Here is a 19,127-nt window from a genome sequence, read left to right on the forward strand (position 1 = left end):
GTAGTCGCCCGTCGGCAGCCATCAAGACGCCCGCCATCAGCGGCTGGCCTGTCTTGTTGTACATTCGGCTCAATATAGTGAGTTTAGTGGGCGCAATCAGCCTGCAGATGGAGGAACGCTATCTGCTTCGGCGGACGAAGGCTTCGGGGCTTTTGCCCTATCTGGCTCCTTGTCCTGTTCGGACGCAAACCAACCATTTTCTTTGCGTTGCTCGACCAACCAATCCTCAATCTGACCAACCGTGTTGCGAGCAAGCCCCCGCATCTGCTCCTCGCGGGTACGAGCATGTCCGGAACCCACAAGGAAACTGTCAGCCGTCGTTGTTTCAAACACAGTGAATTTCTTCACTTTCTTGTTCAGTTTGGTTCCAGCGACATCATCCCAAACGGTCACGTTGACGGCAAGAACCGATTTAGGACTGAGCACAAGTGGCACGCCCCCCGGAGCGACGAAGTACCCCTCTACGCTGATGCCAAAGTGATAAGTCTTGTCGCCTTCATATTGGCTAAAACGGGCACCAACCTCATTGGTTAGGATATCGACCCATTCATCCTTGGAGACTTCACGCGATCCCGGCACCTTCTGCACCTTGGACGCGATGACGATGTTATGACCCAGTTTAAACGCCCCAAGATCCTCTAGCGGTTCATCTGGCGCAGCTGCGGTACAGGCGGCAACGGCGACCATGGCGGCTAGGAGGGCAAAGATCCGGATCATAACAGTCTCATTTTGATTAACATGCGCCATCAGATAGCCGTCCCAAGCCAAGCCGGTAAAGCCATCATGGCTGCGCGGTTCCGCCTGGTGGCGTTGAAGACACAGGTTCACAGGTGGATAAGGGAACCCTATTTGAACTTGTAATTGCGTGGGAAGCCATAAGGTGGGCGTTTGCCTATACCCGCGCGTTTCCCAAGCCATTGAGCAAGATCTGTCTCATGCCGGGTCTTACCACCACCCATTTCCCAACTGAGACCCTCATCCCAGTTAAAAGTCGTAACATCGCTCAGCCCACCATCAAGTTCCAGCGAGCCCTGCTTGCCCCGCGCCATATTGTATTTCTGCAGGCGCACACCCTTACCACGGGTCAGTTCCGGCATTTCCTCAACTGCAAAGACCAGGAATTTACCGTTTTCGGAAACAACAGCGACATGATCACCGGATACCGGAATACATATCCTGGCGCGGTCGTCGTCCTTAACATTCAACACCTGCTTCCCGGTTCGGGTCTGAGCTACAATTTCTTTTTCTGCGCAGATAAAGCCGTTGCCCGCATCGGATGCGATCAGAAGCCTGCCTTCGGGGTTATGGATCAGAATATCGACGATTTCGACTTCGTTCGGCAGATCGACTATCAAACGCAGGGGTTCACCCATACCTCGTCCGCCAGGTAGATTCGCTGCAGAAATCGTGTAGAACCGCCCGTTTGATGCAAAGACCAAGAGCCGGTCGGTGGTTTCTGCGTGGAAGATGAACCGCGGGCCATCGCCATCCTTGAACTTCAATTCACGACCGAGATCAATGTGACCGGTCATAGCACGGATCCAGCCCATCTGTGAGCAGACAACAGTAATCGGTTCACGGTCGATCATTGCCTCCAGTGGCACCTCTTCGACTTCGCCCGCCTCGGCAAAACGGGTACGGCGGGGGCCGCCTTCGTAGCTTTTGCCGAATTGTTTCTTCGTTTCTTTCAGCTGCTCCGCGATCCGGCTCCACTGCAGATCCTGTGAAGCCAGCAGCTCGACCAGCCCCGCGCGTTCCTCACGCAGAGCGTCCCGTTCACGAACCAGCTCGATCTCCTCCAGACGACGCAAGCTGCGCAAACGCATATTGAGGATGGCTTCGGCCTGAACCTCGCTCAGCTCTCCGCTTCCGGAGGAAGGCGACACATAGTCCGATTCGGTAAAGGCGCGCGGATGGTCGAGCGACCAGTTTTCACGCATCAATGCCGCTTTGGGATCATCATCATAGCGAATGATATCAATGACGCGGTCCAGATTGAGGAAGGCAATGATAAAACCCTCGAGCACCTCAAGCCGGTGGTCGATCTTGTCCATCCGGTGCTGCGAGCGCCGTTGCAGAACGTCGCGCCGATGGTCGAGAAATGCGCGTAGCACTTCCTTCATCGAGCAGACCTTGGGCGTCACGCCATCGATCAACACATTCATGTTGAGACTAAAGCGAATTTCCAGATCCGAATTGCGGAACATCATGTTCATCAACACGTCGGGGTCTACGTTCTTGGATTTGGGCTCAAGAATGATGCGAATATCTTCGGCCGATTCGTCGCGCACATCAGCGAGGATTGGCACTTTCTTGGTCTGGATCAGCTCTGCGATCTTCTCGATAAGCTTAGATTTCTGAACCTGATAAGGGATTTCAGTGACAATTATCTGCCATTGGCCCCTACCGAGGTCTTCGACCTCATGCGTACAGCGCAGGCGGAACGACCCACGACCGCTGCTATAGGCCTTGGCGATATTTTCACGCGGCTCGACGATCACACCGCCGGTTGGAAAATCAGGCCCCGGAACATAATTCAGCAGGGTTTCGTCGCGCGCATCCGGTGTCTTGATCAGATGCAGGCAAGCATCGATCAGCTCACCTATATTGTGGGGCGGAATATTGGTGGCCATACCAACCGCAATGCCCGCCGCGCCATTCGCGAGAATGTTGGGAAACGTCGCAGGAAGCACCGCTGGTTCGGTCAGGCGCCCATCGTAATTGTCACGAAAATCAACGGCATTCTCGCTCAAACCGTCCAGCATCGCCTCGGCGACAAAAGTCATCCGGGCTTCTGTGTAACGCGAGGCCGCCGGGTTGTCACCGTCGATATTGCCAAAGTTCCCCTGCCCGTCGACCAACGGGTAGCGAACATTGAAGTCCTGCGCCAAACGCGCCATCGCATCATAGATTGCGGCGTCACCGTGCGGGTGGAAATCCCCCATCGTGTCGCCAGAAATCTTAGCCGATTTCAAGAAACCACCAGTTGAGGTAAGCCGCAGACGGCTCATGGCATAGAGAATGCGGCGATGCACCGGCTTTAGACCATCTCGGGCATCGGGCAGCGCCCGGTGCATGATGGTGCTAAGCGCATATGTCAGGTAACGCTCGCCAATCGCGCGGCGCAATGGTTCCAGCACTTCTCCGGTTTCGGGGGAGGCGGGTGTGTCTTGATCATCTACCAGGTCGGTCATGCATTGGTGATACTGCCCCCTCAGGTCTTGGTAAAGCGGGGCCGTGCGAAAATGCTGAGTTACCCCCATATATTGATCACACCACAACCTGCAGCGTCGGAAACGTCTTTCACAGCTTATGGCTGTCAATTGGGGGAGAATGCGCCTACCTCTCCCCTATTGCGACTCAGCAGATTGCTATAGGTTAGAGTTCACCTGAAAAGATCTGTGTCGCAGATGTGTATTGTCTGTAACAGGGCAACCGCCCAAGACTCAGGAGATAGCACAGGTTTTCAGGCCAATCCTGGGGGGGATTTGTATATGTCACGCTTTGTTATCGCATCGTTTTTGTTTTTAGGTTGGGGGTTCTACGAATTCAGCGGTGGAGCAGATTTTGAGCCACCCAAAGGCCCTTCTGCTGCGGCAGATATCGCCAAAGCGACGTTTAGCAGCGATACTGGCACGGGCGACGCTGCGGTGCGCAGTCGGACGATCACCGCAGAATCACTGGTCAGCAAAGTCGCTCTGCGTTCAGCGCAAGAGGATGGCGTGATACAATCCGCTAGTACCCGATCAACCCGACCTGCCGCCGATCCGAATCTACGGACGCGTGTTGCGATGGAACAAATTGCCGCCGTTGGCGATGGCATCGGCGACAGTGATGCCGCCTTTTCTGTGAATAAGCTCGCGTTCCAGACAGACACAGACGGCGCAGCAACCTTGCAGCTGGCCTCTCTTTCGGAGGGCCTGTCCGCCCTACCCGTTGCGCAAGCCGCAGCAAACACAGACATACAGGCGCAGGAAGTCTCTGAAACGGAGACAGATATCCGCACAATAACAGCGACCCGCGTCAACATGCGATCCGGCCCGGGTACGGTTTATCCAATCCTCAAACGCCTCACCAATGGCGAAGAGGTCTCCGTGTTTGAGGATATCGGCACTGGTTGGCTGCACCTGCGTACTGTGAAAGGTGGAACGGTCGGTTGGATTGCTGCTTCCCTGGTGAGCCAGAAACGCCCATAAACGCCGGTACAGGTGACCGCGCGAGGGGCTTTATGCAAAAATCAATCCTGATTACGGGCTGCTCCTCCGGGATCGGCTTGGATGCTGCGCATGGCCTGCGTGAGCGAGGTTGGACGGTGTTTGCCGCTTGCCGCCAAAAGGTAGATTGCGACCGACTGCGTGCTCAGGGGTTTGTTAGCCCACTGATGGATTACACTGATGCCGAAACCCTGCGCAGTGGTTTGGCAGCGGTCCTGGAACACACAGGCGGCACCCTGGATGTCTTATTCAACAATGGCGCACATGGCCTACCCGGTGCCGTGGAAGATGTCTCCACCGATGGTCTGCGCAGTATCTTCGAAAGCAACTTTTTTGGCTGGCATGAACTTACCAGACGCGTGATCCCTGTCATGCGCGACCAAGGATACGGCCGTATCATACAGAACTCATCAATCCTTGGGTTCGTGAGTTTTCCTTGGCGTGGAGCCTACGTGGCCACAAAACACGCCATTGAAGGGCTCACGGATACCATGCGGGTAGAGCTGCGCGACAGCGGCATCAAGGTTGTACTAATCGAACCCGGCCCGGTGACCTCCAAAATCCGCGAAAAAGCGATCCCCCACTTTGAAAAACACGTCGATTGGGAAAGCTCGGCTCTGCGCGATAGGTACAAATCGAGTTTGCTGAAGCGTCTGTATGAAAGTGACGGCCCCGACCTGTTCGAGTTGCCGGCTTCAGCCGTCACGGCCAAGCTGATCCACGCCTGCGAATCCAGACACCCTCGACCGCGATACTATGTCACCATACCCACACATCTGGGCGGCATGTTAAAACGCATCCTGACAACGCGCGCGATTGACCGGATCCTCGCGCGGCTTAGATAGCATATGCACAACAGTCCCTGCTATAGGGGTAGCGACCATGCGACGAAAACAAGGAAGATGAGAAGATGGGCGATCCGCTCTATATTCTGGCGATCGCAGCGATCGCAGCAACCGTTATTGTACTGGTGATCGGTATCGGCGGCTTCGGCGCCGGTGGCGCATTCAATGCGAAAAACGCCAATAAGATGATGCGCTTGCGCATCCTGTTTCAGTTCATCGCTGTGGTGCTGATTCTTGGCTATGTCTATCTTCGCAGCCAAGGAGGCCAATAACCTATGGTCGTTCTAAACAAGATTTACACCCGCTCCGGCGACAATGGCGATACCGCGCTTGGCAACGGTGACCGGGTTGCTAAACACTCAGTCCGGGTCAATGCCTACGGTACCTCGGACGAATTGAATGCCTTTGTCGGAGTTGCCCGGCTGCAAGCTGAGGGCAAGATGGATGAAGCGCTGGCCCGCATCCAGAACGACCTATTTGATCTGGGGGCAGACTTATGCCGCCCAGAAATGGACAAGGATGCAACCGCTGAATATCCACCGCTCCGCATAGCCGACGCGCAGGTGTTACGGCTGGAGGCCGAAATTGATGTTATGAATGCTGATCTCTCGCCTTTGCGCAGCTTTGTGCTGCCCGGTGGTGCGGCGTTATCCGCCCACTTACATGTCTGCCGCACAGTGGCCCGCCGTGCTGAACGGCTGTCAACTGATCTGGCTACACAGGAAGATATCAATCCTGCAGCGGTGAAGTATCTCAACCGGCTTTCAGATTGGTTTTTTGTTGCCTCACGGGCTGCCAACGACAACGGCGCCCGCGATGTATTGTGGGTTCCTGGAGCAAACCGCTGACTCCAGGCGGCGGACTGCTTCAGCTGCGGCAGCGCAGCATTCTTGCCGAAATATTCTTGCAAAACTGCTGAGGCAAAGCGTCAGACGCGACGTCGGAGAGCGGTAACGTGACGATTTTACCCTGTTGCGGCTTAATCTAAGCCGCTATCAACATCGCGAGAGCATGGAGGAGAGTCGCCTCGGCGGCTTACCGTTTGTTAAGGAGAGAACGCAAAATGAAGGTACTTGTGCCTGTCAAGCGCGTGATTGATTACAACGTGAAGGTCCGCGTCAAAGCGGACGGCAGCGGTGTCGATCTCGCCAACGTCAAAATGTCGATGAATCCGTTCGACGAAATCGCTGTCGAAGAGGCGATCCGCCTTAAGGAAGCAGGCAAAGCTGATGAGATCGTCGTTGTCTCCATCGGTGTGAAGCAATCGCAGGAAACACTGCGGACTGCACTCGCTATGGGAGCCGACCGCGCGATTCTGGTCAATGCGGCGGATGACGTCCACACAGACATCGAGCCTCTGGCAGTTGCCAAGATCTTAGCGAAAGTTGTCGAAGAAGAGCAGCCTGGTCTCGTTCTGGCGGGCAAACAAGCGATCGACAACGACATGAACGCCACTGGCCAAATGTTGTCGGCTCTGCTGGGGTGGTCTCAGGGCACCTTTGCATCGGAACTGAACATCGATGGTGACACGGCTGTTGTGACCCGCGAAGTGGATGGTGGCCTGCAGACAATTAAAGTTAAGATGCCTGCCATCGTAACCGTAGACCTGCGCCTGAACGAACCACGCTACGCTTCGCTGCCTAACATCATGAAGGCGAAGAAAAAGCCGCTGGATGAGAAAACCGCAGCTGATTTCGGCGTTGACGTCACGCCACGCTTAGAAATCATCTCCACCACTGAACCCGCAGCCCGTGCCGCTGGTATCATTGTGGGCTCTGTGGATGAGCTGGTTGGGAAACTCAAAGAAGCGGGGGCTGTATAATGGCTGTTCTTCTCCTTGCCGAAGTGACCGACGGCGCACTGGCGCTGGATGCCACTGCCAAGGCAGTGACTGCGGCTGGTAAACTCGGCGACGTAACCGTTCTTTGCGCAGGCGCATCAGCTGCAGCTGCCGGGGACGAAGCTGCCAAGATTGCAGGTGTTGCAAAAGTTCTGGTCGCAGAAGATGCCGCCTTGGGCCACCGTTTGGCGGAACCGACCGCGGCACTCATCGCATCGCTCGCCTCCGACTATGAGCACGTTGTTGCCCCAGCGACTACCGACGCCAAAAACGTACTTCCCCGTGTAGCCGCGCTTTTGGACGTGATGGTGATCTCTGATGTATCAGGCGTCGTCGATGCCGAGACATTTGAGCGCCCAATCTATGCAGGCAACGCGATTCAAACTGTGAAGTCACGCGACGCCAAGAAAGTGATCTCCTTCCGGACATCCACTTTTGATGCAGCGGGCGACGGCGGCTCTGCTTCTGTTGACACCATCGCGACCACCGAAAACCCCGGCCTCTCTGAATGGGTCGAGGACAAAGTCGCCGCAAGTGATCGTCCCGAGCTGACCTCTGCCGGCGTTGTGGTTTCCGGTGGTCGCGGTGTCGGCTCCGAGGAAGATTTCAAACTGATCGAGAGCCTAGCCGACAAGCTGGGCGCAGCGGTTGGTGCATCCCGCGCGGCGGTCGATTCGGGCTATGCCCCGAACGACTGGCAAGTAGGTCAAACCGGCAAGGTTGTTGCACCTGAGCTGTATGTTGCGGTTGGTATTTCCGGCGCAATCCAGCACCTCGCAGGTATGAAGGACTCCAAGATCATCGTCGCGATCAATAAAGACGAAGAGGCACCAATCTTTCAGGTTGCCGACTACGGTCTGGTCGCCGACCTATTCCAGGCTGTACCTGAACTGATCGAAAAGCTGTAAGCACAGCAGACTTAACAAGTCGAAGCCCGCAACATTTGTTGCGGGCTTTTTTACTTGTAGTGTGGCGACCCATCTGAGTGACAGTCAATCTTGCAGCCGCGACTGCAGGTACTGAGCCAGCTGCACAGCAATTCTCTGATGTTCCTTTGGGCCCACCATCAACTGCGCCGATGGCAGATCAAGTTGACCATAGAACATGCCATCGATATCTGCGGCATCTCGCGCAGTATGCACCGGTATCTCCACGATACCCAGCACCCGAGCCCGCAACGCATCCACCATTGGGCGATCCACCAACGCAGGCTCTTGCCCAAACACGGCTTGTTGACCAACATCGTAGTGGATCCAAAGCAGGGTTACCTGCCCATCCAATGAACCGATCAACTCACCCATACGCGCTACCCAGCTTTCCTGCAGATGGTCGCGAACGGTTTCGTAACGGTTTGTGCAGCAAGATTTAAGCGCGCTCAGCAGGTGCTTGTTGAAGTGATACTCGGTAAAATCCATCTCTGGGTACAAATCCAACAATGGCTCATGAGCACATAGAAACCTGTCGTTACGACGGGGATGTACCTTGTAGTACTCGTTGGAGATATTTTGTGCCCCCAGCACTTGCACCAAAGACATTTCTGCCTTTCTGGCAATCTCCAGAATATCTGCATCACTCACAAAACTATCGACCCCGGCGTTCACACTGCCGAGGTTCACACAGGTCCGCTGCAAAATCGCTTCTGTTTCGGCAACAAACGGCCGTTCAACAAATCGGCCAAAGACCTCAGTGCCGCCGACAAATGCCAAATATGGTTCAGTCAGATCACGCTCTGGCCCGCGGACCAACAATTTCGACCCCGCATAACTGCAAGGCTCGCCCGCGAGCGCTGTCGCACTCTTGAGTTCATAGCTCATAGTACCCACCAAATTCACCCAAGACTCACCTAACCTCAGATCCGTTGACGAATTGCTAACGCTAAACTTTGCCTAAAAACCACGTCAATCGGCCTTGTGCCCTCCACAAGGCCACCAGTATGATCTGGCAGAAAACTCCTGAGAGGCATGAGTGATGGACATCCAGAAAATAGGCGTGATTGGTGCAGGCCAGATGGGCAACGGCATCGCACATGTCATGGCACTTGCGGGTTATGACGTTGTCTTAAATGATATAAGTCAGCAAGCACTCGATGCGGCAGTCAACGCTGTTCAAAAAAATCTTTCGCGCCAAGCCAGCAAGGGCAAGATTGAACAAGCGGATGTGGACGCAACGCTAGGGCGTATCTCGACGACGTTGAAACTTGCAGATATTGGCAAGACAGATCTGGTCATAGAAGCCGCAACAGAACGTGAAACTGTTAAGCAGGCTATCTTCGAAGATCTGCTCCCGCATCTGCTTCCACACACGATTCTAACCTCGAACACCTCGTCGATCTCCATCACCCGCCTAGCCAGCAGGACGGACCGACCAGAGCGGTTCATGGGGTTTCATTTTATGAACCCGGTCCCGGTGATGCAACTCGTGGAATTGATCCGAGGGATTGCGACCGACGAACCAACCTTCACAGCTTGTCATGCCGTAGTTGAGAAATTAGGTAAAACCGCTGCAAGTGCAGAAGACTTTCCCGCATTCATCGTTAATCGCATTCTGATGCCGATGATTAACGAAGCCGTTTATACCCTCTATGAAGGTGTTGGCTCGGTGAAATCCATTGATGAATCCATGAAGCTAGGTGCCAATCACCCAATGGGGCCGTTGGAATTGGCTGACTTCATCGGATTGGATACCTGTCTCGCCATCATGAACGTTTTGCATGATGGTCTGGCTGACACCAAGTACCGCCCCTGTCCGCTGCTGACCAAATACGTTGAGGCTGGCTGGCTTGGCCGCAAAACCCAGCGTGGGTTTTATGACTACCGCGGAGAAACACCTGTTCCAACACGATAGCAGCCCATAGAAGAAACGGCGCTTGTAAGCGTCGTTTCTTCTTTAGATTTAGAGGGAAGCGAATTAACTGGTTTCGCCCAGTGACAACGTATGCTCGCGCAGCCAAGCCATAAAGCCGCGCGGATCACTTTGCAGTTTCTCCATCTGCTCGTCAGTCAGAGGCTCACCGACTACAGGGCTCTGCGGCTTGTTGCAGGAGCGAACAATCTCGTGAAGCAACAAGCCCTGACGCAGGATCGGCGACACCCGATTAGCAATCTGATACCAGCGTGAATTGCTACCCGGGAAAAACATTGGAACCACTCTCGCGCCTGAGCGGCGGATCAGCTGAGCGGTGAAAACATTCCATTCCTGCTCGATTGAAGGACCAAACCATGTCTCTGAAGACATGACGACCCCAGAGGGGAAAAGCGCAACGACGCCGCCCTCTTTCAGATGGGCCATCGTATTGGCGCGCATCTCGACCATTTTTCTTTGCGCTTCTGGGTCATGAGGGAATGGGACGGGAATCATAAAAGAGGTCGCAGCCTCATCTAACCCGGTCAAAACAGAGCGGGTCAAAATCCGATAGTCATGACGAACCCGGCCGATAAGGTCGGCGAAAATCATGCCATCGACCATGCCGTGAGGATGATTTGCAACCACGACAACCGGGCCCTCTCCCGGGATACGCTGGATCTGCTCCATCGGCGTTTCCAGCTCGATCCCCATAACATTTAGAGCACCGCGCCAGAATTTTTGACCTCGATGTTCCGCATTACTGCGTTCGAAGCGACGCACCATACGCAGAATTGTCAGCTTACCTGTGCACCACTCGATCGCCCGGATTGCGAAGGATGTCCAGCGGTCGTCAAAGGAGTTGGCATAGGTGAGCGTCCGACGATCGTAGGTCTCGCCATTCTCTTCAGTCCCTGGCGTCACGCCAGCGTCCCGATCATGCGCAGTGTCCGCCAAATGCCTTGTCCCGTTCCGTAAGTTCGAAAGATGCCTCAGTAACCTTCGCCAAACTTGTCGGCAACCAGTATATCCAGCGCCGAGGCTAGCGCCTCGGCATCCGGGCCTGAAGTATCGATGTCAATAGTCGTTCCTTTTGAGGCTGCCAACATCAAAAGCCCCATGATGCTGTCACCCGAGGCTGACAGCCCATCCCGCGACACTTCTGCAGTGGCATCGAAACCCTCGACAACCTCGACCAACTTGGCTGATGCGCGCGCATGCAGCCCCTTTTCGTTGACGATTTTCAGCGTTTTCTGAACCATTTAGTGCGCTTGCTCCCCTTCGGGGTTAATATTTTGGGCATTAATGTACTTCCGGCCGGCCTCCATGGCATGCCGAACGGCATCCGCCACAGGTAAATGGCGGGATTTCGCCAGTTTGATCAGCATCGGCAGGTTTGCCCCATATAGGATCCGGCGATTTGCCGGAGTACAGGCCAGAAGACTAAGGTTGGAAGGAGAACCACCAAAGAGATCTGTCACGACGACGACACCACCCCCGCTGTCCACAGTGTCGGCAGCACGGCAAATCTCTCGTTGCTTGTCGTCCCGATCATCTTCCGGTCCAATACTAATGGCCTCGAGGCAGACTTGAGGGCCCACGACATGTTCAACGGCGGCCAGATACTCTCTGGCCAGCCCCCCATGTGCAACGATCACGATTCCGATCAAGCCGGTTCCTCACTTCTGTCGCTGGCCATGCAGCTCGCGGTGCCTAATTGACACTTGCTGCCCGTCTTGTGCAAGGTCCTTAGCTAGGGTTTCTGCCATTGTGACCGAGCGGTGCTGACCTCCGGTGCATCCGAATGCAATAGAGAGATGCGATTTACCCTCTTCTCTGTAGGCTGGCAACAGCAAGCGGATTAGATCGAGCACCCTGTCAAAGAACGGTTGATATCTGCCGTCCTGTTGAACGTAGGATTGAACCCCAACATCTCGCCCATCTAGACTACGAAGGCTTTGTTCCCAATAGGGATTGCGCAAAAATCGGCAGTCAAACACCATATCAATGCTACGGGGCACCCCACGTTTGTAGGAAAAGCTCTGCAATGATACGGCCAACGACCGCCCATCGGGTGCAAAGCGTCGTTCAATATCCGCTTTGAGCTGATGGATATTCATCTCTGAGGTATCCAACAGAAAATCAGCACGCTCCCGGATCGGCAGCATTAGATCGATCTCACGCAAGACCCCTACTTCTGGATCCTCGGCTGGAGAAAGCGGGTGACGCCTGCGTGTTTCTGAATAGCGTCGAAGTAGAACATCGCGGTCGGCATCAAGATACAGCACTGTTAAAGCCAAATCCCGACGACTGGCCAGCATGTCGATAACATCTAGTAACGCAGCGGGAGAAAAATCACGATTGCGGCTATCAAGGCCGAGCGCCATAGGACGGGTCAAGCTATTGGTCTCAACCAAGCCCGGCAAAAGCCGAAGCGGTAGATTATCAATCGCCTCAAATCTGAGATCCTCAAGCACGTTGATCGCGGTGGTGCGCCCAGCCCCAGATGGACCAGTCACCAGCACAATTGGCACGGCCGTTGGATCAATGACAGCAGCAGGATCACGCATCGGGGTTCAAAGCTCCATGTTTGAGAAGCTGCAGTAATGCTGGTGCAAACTGCGGACCGTCGACGCGGCGCAATTGACGGATAGGCTGGTTCAGGATCATCATCATTAGCTGGGGCGGCAAGCGATCCGTTTCAAGTTGTTCAAGATCGACCACAACAGTGAGCCGTGTCTGTTCTATAGGAGGGACACGTAACAGGCCAATACCACGCGCCTCAATCATGCCGTGCAGAGCCTCCGGCACAGAAGCCACCAGCCCTTCATTGCTGGCTGCGATCTTTACCTGATCGTCGGCGACAAGTCTGGCCCCCAACGCTATCAGTTGAAGCGCCAGCGTAGATTTTCCGCTTCCTGATCCACCAGTTATCAAAACCCCAGAACCTTCGACATCAACACAGCTGGCGTGCAGTCGACAGGTTTGTTGCGCAGTCATGCGTCAGACCGGCAAGCCAACGACGAAGCGAGCACCCAAAGGTTCCGACGTGATGTCCGCCTCGGTCGGGCGGATATTCTCGGCCCAGACTACACCACCGTGAGCCTCAACAATCTGTTTTGAGATCGCTAGGCCAAGTCCGGAATTATTGCCGAAATGCTCTACTGGTCGCTGTGAATAAAATCGTTTGAACACCTTGCTCAGAGCCTGATCGGGAATGCCGGGGCCGGTATCTTCAACCACAACCAAAACGCGGTTATCGCGACGACGCGCCCAAACACGGATTGCATCGCCATCTTCGCAAAAAGATATCGCATTGGTAATCAGATTGACAAACACCTGAGCAAGCCGCGCTTCCAGCCCTTGGATAGTGATCGGGGTTTTCGGAAGATCAGTAATGTAGTCGATACCTTTTCCGCGTGCATCCTCGCCTAGGAATTGATTGAGATTACCGAGCATATTCAGCAGATCAAAACGCTCTTCGTCTTCTTTAACCAGCTCGGCGTCCAAGCGTGACGCGTTGGAAATATCACTGACCAACCGATCCAACCGCCGCACGTCATGTTCAATAACATTCAGCAGTTTTTCGCGCTGGTCTTCCCGCTTGATCATTCGCAACGTGCCTACAGCGGATTGCAGACTCGCCAGAGGGTTTTTGATTTCATGCGCCACATCAGCGGCAAATTGTTCGTTGCTATCGATCCGGTTGTAGAGCGCCTTGACCATCCCACGCAGAGCCCGACTAAGGCGCCCGATCTCATCCGGGCGGGCAGTCAGATCTGGAATACGTATACGGCCCGGTTTGGATTTACGGTTGTCACCATCCCGACCCAACTCCGCAGCTTGGGCAAGATCAGCAAGCGGATTGGCAATCGTGGAAGCAAGTACAAGGCTCAATCCAATGGAAACAAGCAAAGCAACCACGAACATCTGCAAGACCCGTTCTTGTTCGCTACGCACTAGCGCATCGATCTCGCCCGTCGGCGAAGCGAGGGTAACAACGCCAATGGCATCACCTTGGAACATGATCGGAGTGGCTGCGGAAAACACTGTACCACCACTGGTATCAACAACCGCCTTCACTTCGGTGGCGCCAATCAACGCTTGCTGAACCATATTGCGCAACTGGTCTTCAAGCGGCGACGCCTGTACTTCCGTGGTGTCTGTTTTCAACAGTCCACCGACAGCAGTCCATATCGCTGCGAGGCCATCGCTTATTATAGTGGCGGACGGGCTATCGTCATTCAACAGATCCAGCGCACCGCCTTGCTCGACCCCTTTGGTTTGGGCAATCAGCGTCCCTGCTGTGTCAAAGACGAAAACCTCGGCACCTGCGCGTAGACTGATGTTCTGAAGCGTCGTTACCGGGTCTATGCCATCCCCGACAGCAAGGCTTACAGTGCCAACTTCGGGCAACTGTGCCTCAAACACGTCGGAGATCAGCATTGCTTCAGCGGCCAGTGCGCCTGCTCGCTGAAGCACCAAACTCTGACGCGAAGAGTTAAGGTAGAGAATACCCGAAACAAGTATAATTAGCGCGATCAGATTCAAGGTGACGATCTTACGTGTCAGCGGCGAGCCGCGCAACGACAGCACACCCCGACGGGCGCGTTTATCTTGCAGTTCACGCGTGACGTTTTGATCCGGCGCGACCCAGTCGTCGCCGAGCACAACATCGCTATCGCGTTGTGAACGGGTTATGCCAGAATCGCGCATCCGCGTTCTACTCCGCCTGACCCCGTACGAGGTTTACTCTTCATTGTAACGGTATCCGATACCATAAAGCGTCTCAATCGCCGAGAACTCAGTGTCTGCGCTGCGCATTTTTTTGCGCAAACGCTTGATGTGACTGTCGATGGTTCGATCATCCACATAGACTTGGTCATCGTAAGCAACATCCATGAGCTGATCCCGGCTTTTTACAAATCCAGGGCGCTGCGCCAGTGCTTGCAGAAGCAAGAATTCGGTCACTGTCAGCGACACGTCCTGCCCTTTCCAACTGACCGAGTGACGCAAGGGATCCATTCGCAGGTTGCCGCGTTCCATCACCTTGTTCTCAGTGGTCGTCGCCACCTCATCGCCATTGATGGCTTCTTGCCGACGAAGCAAGGCACGGATCCGTTCGACCAGAAGACGCTGTGAAAACGGTTTCTTAACGTAGTCATCGGCCCCCATGCGCAAGCCCAAAACCTCGTCAATCTCATCATCTTTTGACGTGAGAAAAATCACCGGCATCTGGGTTTTCTGTCGCAGTCGCTGCAACAGGTCCATTCCATCCATGCGCGGCATCTTAATATCGAGCACAGCCATATCCGGCAGTGTTTTGTTGAACGCATCCAACGCAGCCTGCCCGTCATTATACGTCTCAACCTCGAAACCTTCGGCTTCCAAGGTCATCGATACCGAAGTCAGGATATTCCGGTCATCATCGACTAAAGCGATCTTAGACATCTGGTTGGCCCCTAAACTGCTCTTTTTACGTTTTTAGACGTTCATCGCCGTTCTACCGAAGCGAATCAATGCTAATTGAAGAATCACAACACAGTTTTGCCTCAATTGAGACAAAAATATCTTAGCAGCCGCTAAAGATGTGAGCACATACCTCTCCAAATTGTCTGTAGAATAAATGGTTGCGCTAAACATTGCCTTGATGGCGCTAACTGCATCAAACCCTTCTGTTCACCCTGTAAAGCGTCATGTTAAGACCAGCCACATCGGCCAGTTGTGCCGATTTCTGCCCCAGGGCGCGGCTTTTATGTTTGCGACTTTTGATGGTCGACACAGGAGAAAGAACACATGGCATCTGGACGGGTTAACCCGCAATTCCGCCTCGAAGATCAAGGTATCGAAGGACTGGGGAACGTCTATTACAACCTCATGGAGCCGGCCCTGATTGAGGCAGCTCTAAAGCGCGACGAAGGTACTCTTGGCAAAGGCGGAGCCTTTCTGGTGACGACCGGGAAATTCACCGGACGCTCCCCCAAGGACAAGCACGTTGTGAAGACAGACGGCGTTGCCGACACCATCTGGTGGGAAAACAACGCCGAAATGAGCCCTGAGGGGTTTGACGCGCTGTACGAGGATATGCTGGTCCATATGCAGGACAAAGACTACTATGTGCAGGACTTAGTAGGCGGGTCAGACCCGGCCCATGCGATCAATGTCCGCATGGTCACCGAACTGGCTTGGCATGGTCTGTTCATCCGCACTATGTTGCGCCGTCCTGATCGCGAAGATCTCGATGACTTCATCGCCGATTTCACCGTGATCAACTGCCCCAGTTTCCAAGCCACCCCGGAACGTCACAACTGCCGCAGTGAAACGGTCATCGCGATGAACTTTGATCGCAAGATTATTTTGATCGGCGGCACTGAATATGCGGGCGAGAACAAGAAATCTGTTTTCTCGTTGCTGAACTACCTATTGCCGGAAAAAGGCATCATGCCGATGCACTGTTCCGCAAACCACGCCAAGGGCAACCCCGTCGACGCGGCCGTGTTCTTCGGTCTCAGTGGCACCGGCAAAACCACGCTGTCAGCTGACTCTGACCGTGTACTGATCGGCGACGACGAACATGGCTGGGCCGACAATGGTACCTTCAATTTCGAAGGTGGCTGCTATGCCAAGACAATCAATCTGAACGCCGAGGCAGAGCCCGAGATCTATGCCACAACATCCAAATTCGGCACCGTGATTGAAAACATGGTGTTCGACGAGGAAACCAAAGAGCTGGATTTCGACGACGACAGCCTGACTGCCAACATGCGCTGCGCCTACCCACTGCACTATATCTCTAATGCCTCGAAGAGCGCCCGCGGTGGCCACCCCAAAAATATCATCATGCTGACCTGCGATGCTTTCGGCGTCCTGCCTCCTATCGCGCGACTTACACCGGCGCAGGCGATGTATCACTTCCTGTCTGGGTTTACCTCCAAGGTGGCCGGAACCGAGCGCGGCGTTACCGAACCGGAACCTACATTCTCCACCTGTTTTGGCGCCCCCTTCATGCCACGCCGCCCTGAGGTATATGGCAATCTGTTGCGCGAGAAGATTGCACAACATGGTGCGACCTGCTGGCTGGTGAATACCGGCTGGACCGGCGGCGCCTATGGCATCGGCTCACGCATGCCTATTCGTGCCACACGCGCACTGTTGACTGCGGCGCTGGACGGGTCGCTAGCTGAGGCCGAATACCGTAAGGACGCTAACTTTGGGTTTGACGTACCTGTAACGGTCCCCGGCGTAGCCGAGGTCCTGCTGGATCCACGTCGCACCTGGGATGATCAGGCCGCCTATGACACTCAGGCGGCCAAACTGGTGCAGATGTTCTCTGACAACTTTGAGCAATACCTGCCCTACATCGACGAAGACGTGAAAGCGGCTGCGATCAGCTAAGCTCTTCAGATGGAAAGACAAGCAAAAGAAGCCCCGGCCGACCGTCCGGGACTTCTTCATTTACTGCTGGTAGCATAGAAGCCTCTTGGTCGGACATTGCTCGACTATCCTCCCGGCTTGATACCGCTGTCCTCCAGCTTGTGTTCTGGTTCCACGTGGATCGTTACTTGAGCGGTCGGCAAAGACGCGCGGATCGCCTCTTCGATACGATCACAAATCGCATGAGAGGCGCGAACCGTCATCTCACCTGCAACAACCATATGAAACTCGACAAAGACCGCCTGCCCGGCGCGTCGGGTCTTCAGCCCGTGTACCTGCAGGGCGCCATGCGCAGTGTGGTGAATAATATCGGCAATTTGACTACGTTCGTGCTGCGGTGCAGCCTGATCCATCAAGCCACCAACCGAGGACGCAACCACGAGGTAGCCCTCACGCAGAATATTGACTGCTACCAAAAGGGCCAGAACGGGATCTAACAACGGCCAGCCCGTCGCCATTGCCAAAACCAGGCCGATCAAGACACCGGCTGAGGTCCAGACATCACTCATCAGGTGGCGCCCACCTGCCGCGAGCGCTGGCGACCCAAGCACCGCGCCCCGCGAGAGCAGCACCCGCGCCCAGAGTAAGTTCGCCACCATTGCTCCGGCATTGAGCCAAAGCCCTGCGCTATTCCATACCAGCGGTTCGGGTGCCTGCAGGGCTTTGACGGCCTGATGCAAAATCAACAGCGCGGCAACTATGATCATTATACCTTCGACCACCGCCGAAAAATACTCGGCCTTGTGATGACCAAAGGGATGGCCAGCGTCAGGGGGGCGATTGGCATAGCGAACTGCAAACCACGCCATGACCGCGCCGCCGATATTGACCAAGGATTCCATTGCATCAGAAAACAGAGCAATCGATCCGGTCAACCACCAGGCCAATGCCTTGCCTGCCAGCACCAGCACGGCAACGGCTATAGATGCAGTTGCAAGCTGTTCTGCATCCAATCGCTTTGTCATCGACTGTCCTTTGCGTGATTTGGCAGGTTGTATAGGCTCTAAAGAGTTTCCCAGAGCCTAATACATAAGGCCGCGCCGCAATAGATTTGCTCCGGCTACCAGTAAAACAGCAAGAGTGGCTTGTCGAAAGGTGGCTTGATTGATCCGGTCCTGCAACCGTCCTCCGATCCACATGCCCACAATGGCCGGAGGAATAAGTAGCATTGAGAACGGTGCAGTCTCGGCCCGCATCACCCCAGACCCCATATGTGCCACGAGTAATGCGACGGCGCCGAGCCCGTAGATAACGCCCTGCACTCGCATTTGTTCACGCTTTGCGGTGCCGAGCGCAGTCAAATACGCCACGGTTGGCGGTCCCCAGATGCCCGAAAGCCCGCCAATGAAGCCTGCAACTGCCGCCACGGCGGCCTCAGTTCGCGGCGTAGCGCGATTGATCCGAATGCCCTGCCCGATCAATTGCATCAGTGCAAATATCGTGACCAGCGCTCCAATAACGACCAGCATGACCCCCTGCGGCAACACTCTGACCAATTGCGCGCTGGCCAAAAGAAAAACCAAACCGACAAGAAGAAAAACCCGGAACCGTTTGATTGATTGCAGTGCCGCCTTTGTCCCCTGCCGCATGGCCTGCATGCCATTGGTGACCACAGTGGGTAAAATCAGGCCCGCCAGTGCGGTCTCCGGAGTCAGAAACATGCTGAGACCGGAGACCAGGATCATTGGCATTGCAAATCCAACCATCCCTTTCACCGTTCCAGCTAATACAGCGATGACCAAAGCCGCTAGCAGCATTGTACCATCAAGCCCTTGAGGCAACGTGGCAAACAGGAATGAGAAATCAATCATTCCTTGCTCCTATCACATTCAGACTTCGCTGCACTTGCGAAATATTCGCGCAATTATTGATCCAACGCCACTATGTTATTGTATTTATGTTGCGCTGCAACTGCAAAATGATTTACCACTGGCCAACCTAAAAGGAATTGAT

The 19,127-nt window shown here is 54.7% G+C and carries 20 protein-coding genes; 8 read left to right on the plus strand and 12 right to left on the minus strand.

Annotated features, from left to right (window positions below; genetic code table 11):
* Nucleotides 1-96: 96 nt before the first annotated feature.
* Nucleotides 97-717 (minus strand): hypothetical protein, encoded by a 621-nt coding sequence (locus tag ACEWZM_RS07735; RefSeq protein WP_414005880.1) that lies wholly within the window; start codon nucleotides 715-717, stop codon nucleotides 97-99.
* Between the two features lie 128 nt (nucleotides 718-845).
* On the minus strand, nucleotides 846-3,194 hold the full coding sequence (locus tag ACEWZM_RS07740) for a DNA topoisomerase IV subunit A (protein WP_414005881.1): 2,349 nt from the start codon (nucleotides 3,192-3,194) through the stop codon (nucleotides 846-848).
* A gap of 300 nt (nucleotides 3,195-3,494) precedes the next feature.
* Here ACEWZM_RS07740 and ACEWZM_RS07745 point away from each other — a divergent pair, with 300 nt between their 5' ends.
* The 6 genes from ACEWZM_RS07745 to ACEWZM_RS07770 all read left to right on the plus strand — a co-directional run bounded on the left by ACEWZM_RS07745 (nucleotide 3,495) and on the right by ACEWZM_RS07770 (nucleotide 7,807).
* Nucleotides 3,495-4,196, plus strand: coding sequence for an SH3 domain-containing protein (locus ACEWZM_RS07745; RefSeq protein WP_414005882.1), 702 nt, complete (start codon nucleotides 3,495-3,497; stop codon nucleotides 4,194-4,196).
* 32 nt (nucleotides 4,197-4,228) lie between these two features.
* Entirely contained in the window at nucleotides 4,229-5,059 is an 831-nt protein-coding gene (locus tag ACEWZM_RS07750) for an SDR family NAD(P)-dependent oxidoreductase (protein ID WP_414005883.1), read from the plus strand.
* A gap of 65 nt (nucleotides 5,060-5,124) precedes the next feature.
* The gene (locus ACEWZM_RS07755; protein WP_414005884.1) at nucleotides 5,125-5,331 is read left to right on the plus strand and encodes a twin transmembrane helix small protein; all 207 of its coding nucleotides are present in this window, start codon (nucleotides 5,125-5,127) and stop codon (nucleotides 5,329-5,331) included.
* 3 nt (nucleotides 5,332-5,334) lie between these two features.
* On the plus strand, nucleotides 5,335-5,907 hold the full coding sequence (locus tag ACEWZM_RS07760) for a cob(I)yrinic acid a,c-diamide adenosyltransferase (RefSeq protein ID WP_414005885.1): 573 nt from the start codon (nucleotides 5,335-5,337) through the stop codon (nucleotides 5,905-5,907).
* Between the two features lie 215 nt (nucleotides 5,908-6,122).
* Nucleotides 6,123-6,881 carry an electron transfer flavoprotein subunit beta/FixA family protein gene (locus ACEWZM_RS07765; RefSeq protein WP_414005886.1) on the plus strand — a complete coding sequence of 253 codons (759 nt, stop codon included), beginning with the start codon at nucleotides 6,123-6,125 and terminating at the stop codon, nucleotides 6,879-6,881.
* Nucleotides 6,881-7,807, plus strand: coding sequence for an electron transfer flavoprotein subunit alpha/FixB family protein (locus tag ACEWZM_RS07770; protein WP_414005887.1), 927 nt, complete (start codon nucleotides 6,881-6,883; stop codon nucleotides 7,805-7,807). Before ACEWZM_RS07765 ends, ACEWZM_RS07770 begins: the two co-directional genes overlap by 1 nt.
* Before the next feature lie 84 nt (nucleotides 7,808-7,891).
* Here ACEWZM_RS07770 and ACEWZM_RS07775 read toward each other — a convergent pair whose 3' ends face one another.
* Nucleotides 7,892-8,713 (minus strand): DUF6473 family protein, encoded by an 822-nt coding sequence (locus ACEWZM_RS07775; protein WP_414005888.1) that lies wholly within the window; start codon nucleotides 8,711-8,713, stop codon nucleotides 7,892-7,894.
* Between the two features lie 154 nt (nucleotides 8,714-8,867).
* Between ACEWZM_RS07775 and ACEWZM_RS07780 the strand changes: the two genes are divergently transcribed.
* Nucleotides 8,868-9,743: a 3-hydroxybutyryl-CoA dehydrogenase gene (locus tag ACEWZM_RS07780; RefSeq protein ID WP_414005889.1), complete on the plus strand. Its 876-nt coding sequence runs from the start codon at nucleotides 8,868-8,870 to the stop codon at nucleotides 9,741-9,743.
* 63 nt (nucleotides 9,744-9,806) lie between these two features.
* Here ACEWZM_RS07780 and ACEWZM_RS07785 read toward each other — a convergent pair whose 3' ends face one another.
* The 7 genes from ACEWZM_RS07785 to ACEWZM_RS07815 are packed head-to-tail and all read right to left on the minus strand — an operon-like array spanning nucleotide 9,807 to nucleotide 15,191.
* Complete coding sequence (locus tag ACEWZM_RS07785; protein WP_414005890.1) at nucleotides 9,807-10,697, minus strand: lysophospholipid acyltransferase family protein; 891 nt, start codon at nucleotides 10,695-10,697, stop codon at nucleotides 9,807-9,809.
* A 35-nt stretch (nucleotides 10,698-10,732) separates the two neighbouring features.
* A complete protein-coding gene (locus ACEWZM_RS07790; protein WP_414005891.1) occupies nucleotides 10,733-11,002 on the minus strand; it encodes an HPr family phosphocarrier protein in 270 nt (89 codons plus the stop codon).
* Complete coding sequence (locus ACEWZM_RS07795; protein ID WP_414005892.1) at nucleotides 11,003-11,410, minus strand: PTS sugar transporter subunit IIA; 408 nt, start codon at nucleotides 11,408-11,410, stop codon at nucleotides 11,003-11,005.
* A gap of 9 nt (nucleotides 11,411-11,419) precedes the next feature.
* Nucleotides 11,420-12,310, minus strand: coding sequence for an RNase adapter RapZ (gene rapZ, locus ACEWZM_RS07800; RefSeq protein ID WP_414005893.1), 891 nt, complete (start codon nucleotides 12,308-12,310; stop codon nucleotides 11,420-11,422).
* Nucleotides 12,303-12,740 carry an HPr kinase/phosphorylase gene (locus tag ACEWZM_RS07805; RefSeq protein WP_414005894.1) on the minus strand — a complete coding sequence of 146 codons (438 nt, stop codon included), beginning with the start codon at nucleotides 12,738-12,740 and terminating at the stop codon, nucleotides 12,303-12,305. Before ACEWZM_RS07805 ends, rapZ begins: the two co-directional genes overlap by 8 nt.
* Before the next feature lie 3 nt (nucleotides 12,741-12,743).
* Nucleotides 12,744-14,456: a sensor histidine kinase gene (locus ACEWZM_RS07810; RefSeq protein ID WP_414005895.1), complete on the minus strand. Its 1,713-nt coding sequence runs from the start codon at nucleotides 14,454-14,456 to the stop codon at nucleotides 12,744-12,746.
* A 33-nt stretch (nucleotides 14,457-14,489) separates the two neighbouring features.
* Nucleotides 14,490-15,191: a response regulator transcription factor gene (locus ACEWZM_RS07815; RefSeq protein WP_414005896.1), complete on the minus strand. Its 702-nt coding sequence runs from the start codon at nucleotides 15,189-15,191 to the stop codon at nucleotides 14,490-14,492.
* Nucleotides 15,192-15,536: 345 nt separating this feature from the next.
* Between ACEWZM_RS07815 and ACEWZM_RS07820 the strand changes: the two genes are divergently transcribed.
* On the plus strand, nucleotides 15,537-17,135 hold the full coding sequence (locus ACEWZM_RS07820; protein WP_414005897.1) for a phosphoenolpyruvate carboxykinase: 1,599 nt from the start codon (nucleotides 15,537-15,539) through the stop codon (nucleotides 17,133-17,135).
* 104 nt (nucleotides 17,136-17,239) lie between these two features.
* Here the strand turns inward: ACEWZM_RS07820 and ACEWZM_RS07825 are convergent, their stop codons facing one another.
* Both ACEWZM_RS07825 and ACEWZM_RS07830 read right to left on the minus strand, forming a co-directional pair.
* Nucleotides 17,240-18,139: a cation diffusion facilitator family transporter gene (locus ACEWZM_RS07825; RefSeq protein ID WP_414005898.1), complete on the minus strand. Its 900-nt coding sequence runs from the start codon at nucleotides 18,137-18,139 to the stop codon at nucleotides 17,240-17,242.
* Nucleotides 18,140-18,196: 57 nt separating this feature from the next.
* On the minus strand, nucleotides 18,197-18,985 hold the full coding sequence (locus tag ACEWZM_RS07830) for a sulfite exporter TauE/SafE family protein (RefSeq protein ID WP_414005899.1): 789 nt from the start codon (nucleotides 18,983-18,985) through the stop codon (nucleotides 18,197-18,199).
* Between the last annotated feature and the right edge of the window lie 142 nt (nucleotides 18,986-19,127).

Origin of the sequence: Phaeobacter cretensis, from assembly GCF_047372505.1 — a bacterium.
Classification (GTDB): domain Bacteria; phylum Pseudomonadota; class Alphaproteobacteria; order Rhodobacterales; family Rhodobacteraceae; genus Phaeobacter; species Phaeobacter cretensis.

Excerpts from the sequence above, each read along its gene's own strand:
- ACEWZM_RS07735 (WP_414005880.1), bottom strand. The coding sequence starts at position 717 with ATGATCCGGATCTTTGCCCTCCTAGCCGCCATGGTCGCCGTTGCCGCC.
- ACEWZM_RS07740 (WP_414005881.1), bottom strand. The coding sequence starts at position 3,194 with ATGACCGACCTGGTAGATGATCAAGACACACCCGCCTCCCCCGAAACC.
- ACEWZM_RS07745 (WP_414005882.1), top strand. The coding sequence starts at position 3,495 with ATGTCACGCTTTGTTATCGCATCGTTTTTGTTTTTAGGTTGGGGGTTC.
- ACEWZM_RS07750 (WP_414005883.1), top strand. The coding sequence starts at position 4,229 with ATGCAAAAATCAATCCTGATTACGGGCTGCTCCTCCGGGATCGGCTTG.
- ACEWZM_RS07755 (WP_414005884.1), top strand. The coding sequence starts at position 5,125 with ATGGGCGATCCGCTCTATATTCTGGCGATCGCAGCGATCGCAGCAACC.
- ACEWZM_RS07760 (WP_414005885.1), top strand. The coding sequence starts at position 5,335 with ATGGTCGTTCTAAACAAGATTTACACCCGCTCCGGCGACAATGGCGAT.
- ACEWZM_RS07765 (WP_414005886.1), top strand. The coding sequence starts at position 6,123 with ATGAAGGTACTTGTGCCTGTCAAGCGCGTGATTGATTACAACGTGAAG.
- ACEWZM_RS07770 (WP_414005887.1), top strand. The coding sequence starts at position 6,881 with ATGGCTGTTCTTCTCCTTGCCGAAGTGACCGACGGCGCACTGGCGCTG.
- ACEWZM_RS07775 (WP_414005888.1), bottom strand. The coding sequence starts at position 8,713 with ATGAGCTATGAACTCAAGAGTGCGACAGCGCTCGCGGGCGAGCCTTGC.
- ACEWZM_RS07780 (WP_414005889.1), top strand. The coding sequence starts at position 8,868 with ATGGACATCCAGAAAATAGGCGTGATTGGTGCAGGCCAGATGGGCAAC.
- ACEWZM_RS07790 (WP_414005891.1), bottom strand. The coding sequence starts at position 11,002 with ATGGTTCAGAAAACGCTGAAAATCGTCAACGAAAAGGGGCTGCATGCG.
- rapZ (WP_414005893.1), bottom strand. The coding sequence starts at position 12,310 with ATGCGTGATCCTGCTGCTGTCATTGATCCAACGGCCGTGCCAATTGTG.
- ACEWZM_RS07805 (WP_414005894.1), bottom strand. The coding sequence starts at position 12,740 with ATGACTGCGCAACAAACCTGTCGACTGCACGCCAGCTGTGTTGATGTC.
- ACEWZM_RS07810 (WP_414005895.1), bottom strand. The coding sequence starts at position 14,456 with ATGCGCGATTCTGGCATAACCCGTTCACAACGCGATAGCGATGTTGTG.
- ACEWZM_RS07815 (WP_414005896.1), bottom strand. The coding sequence starts at position 15,191 with ATGTCTAAGATCGCTTTAGTCGATGATGACCGGAATATCCTGACTTCG.
- ACEWZM_RS07820 (WP_414005897.1), top strand. The coding sequence starts at position 15,537 with ATGGCATCTGGACGGGTTAACCCGCAATTCCGCCTCGAAGATCAAGGT.
- ACEWZM_RS07825 (WP_414005898.1), bottom strand. The coding sequence starts at position 18,139 with ATGACAAAGCGATTGGATGCAGAACAGCTTGCAACTGCATCTATAGCC.
- ACEWZM_RS07830 (WP_414005899.1), bottom strand. The coding sequence starts at position 18,985 with ATGATTGATTTCTCATTCCTGTTTGCCACGTTGCCTCAAGGGCTTGAT.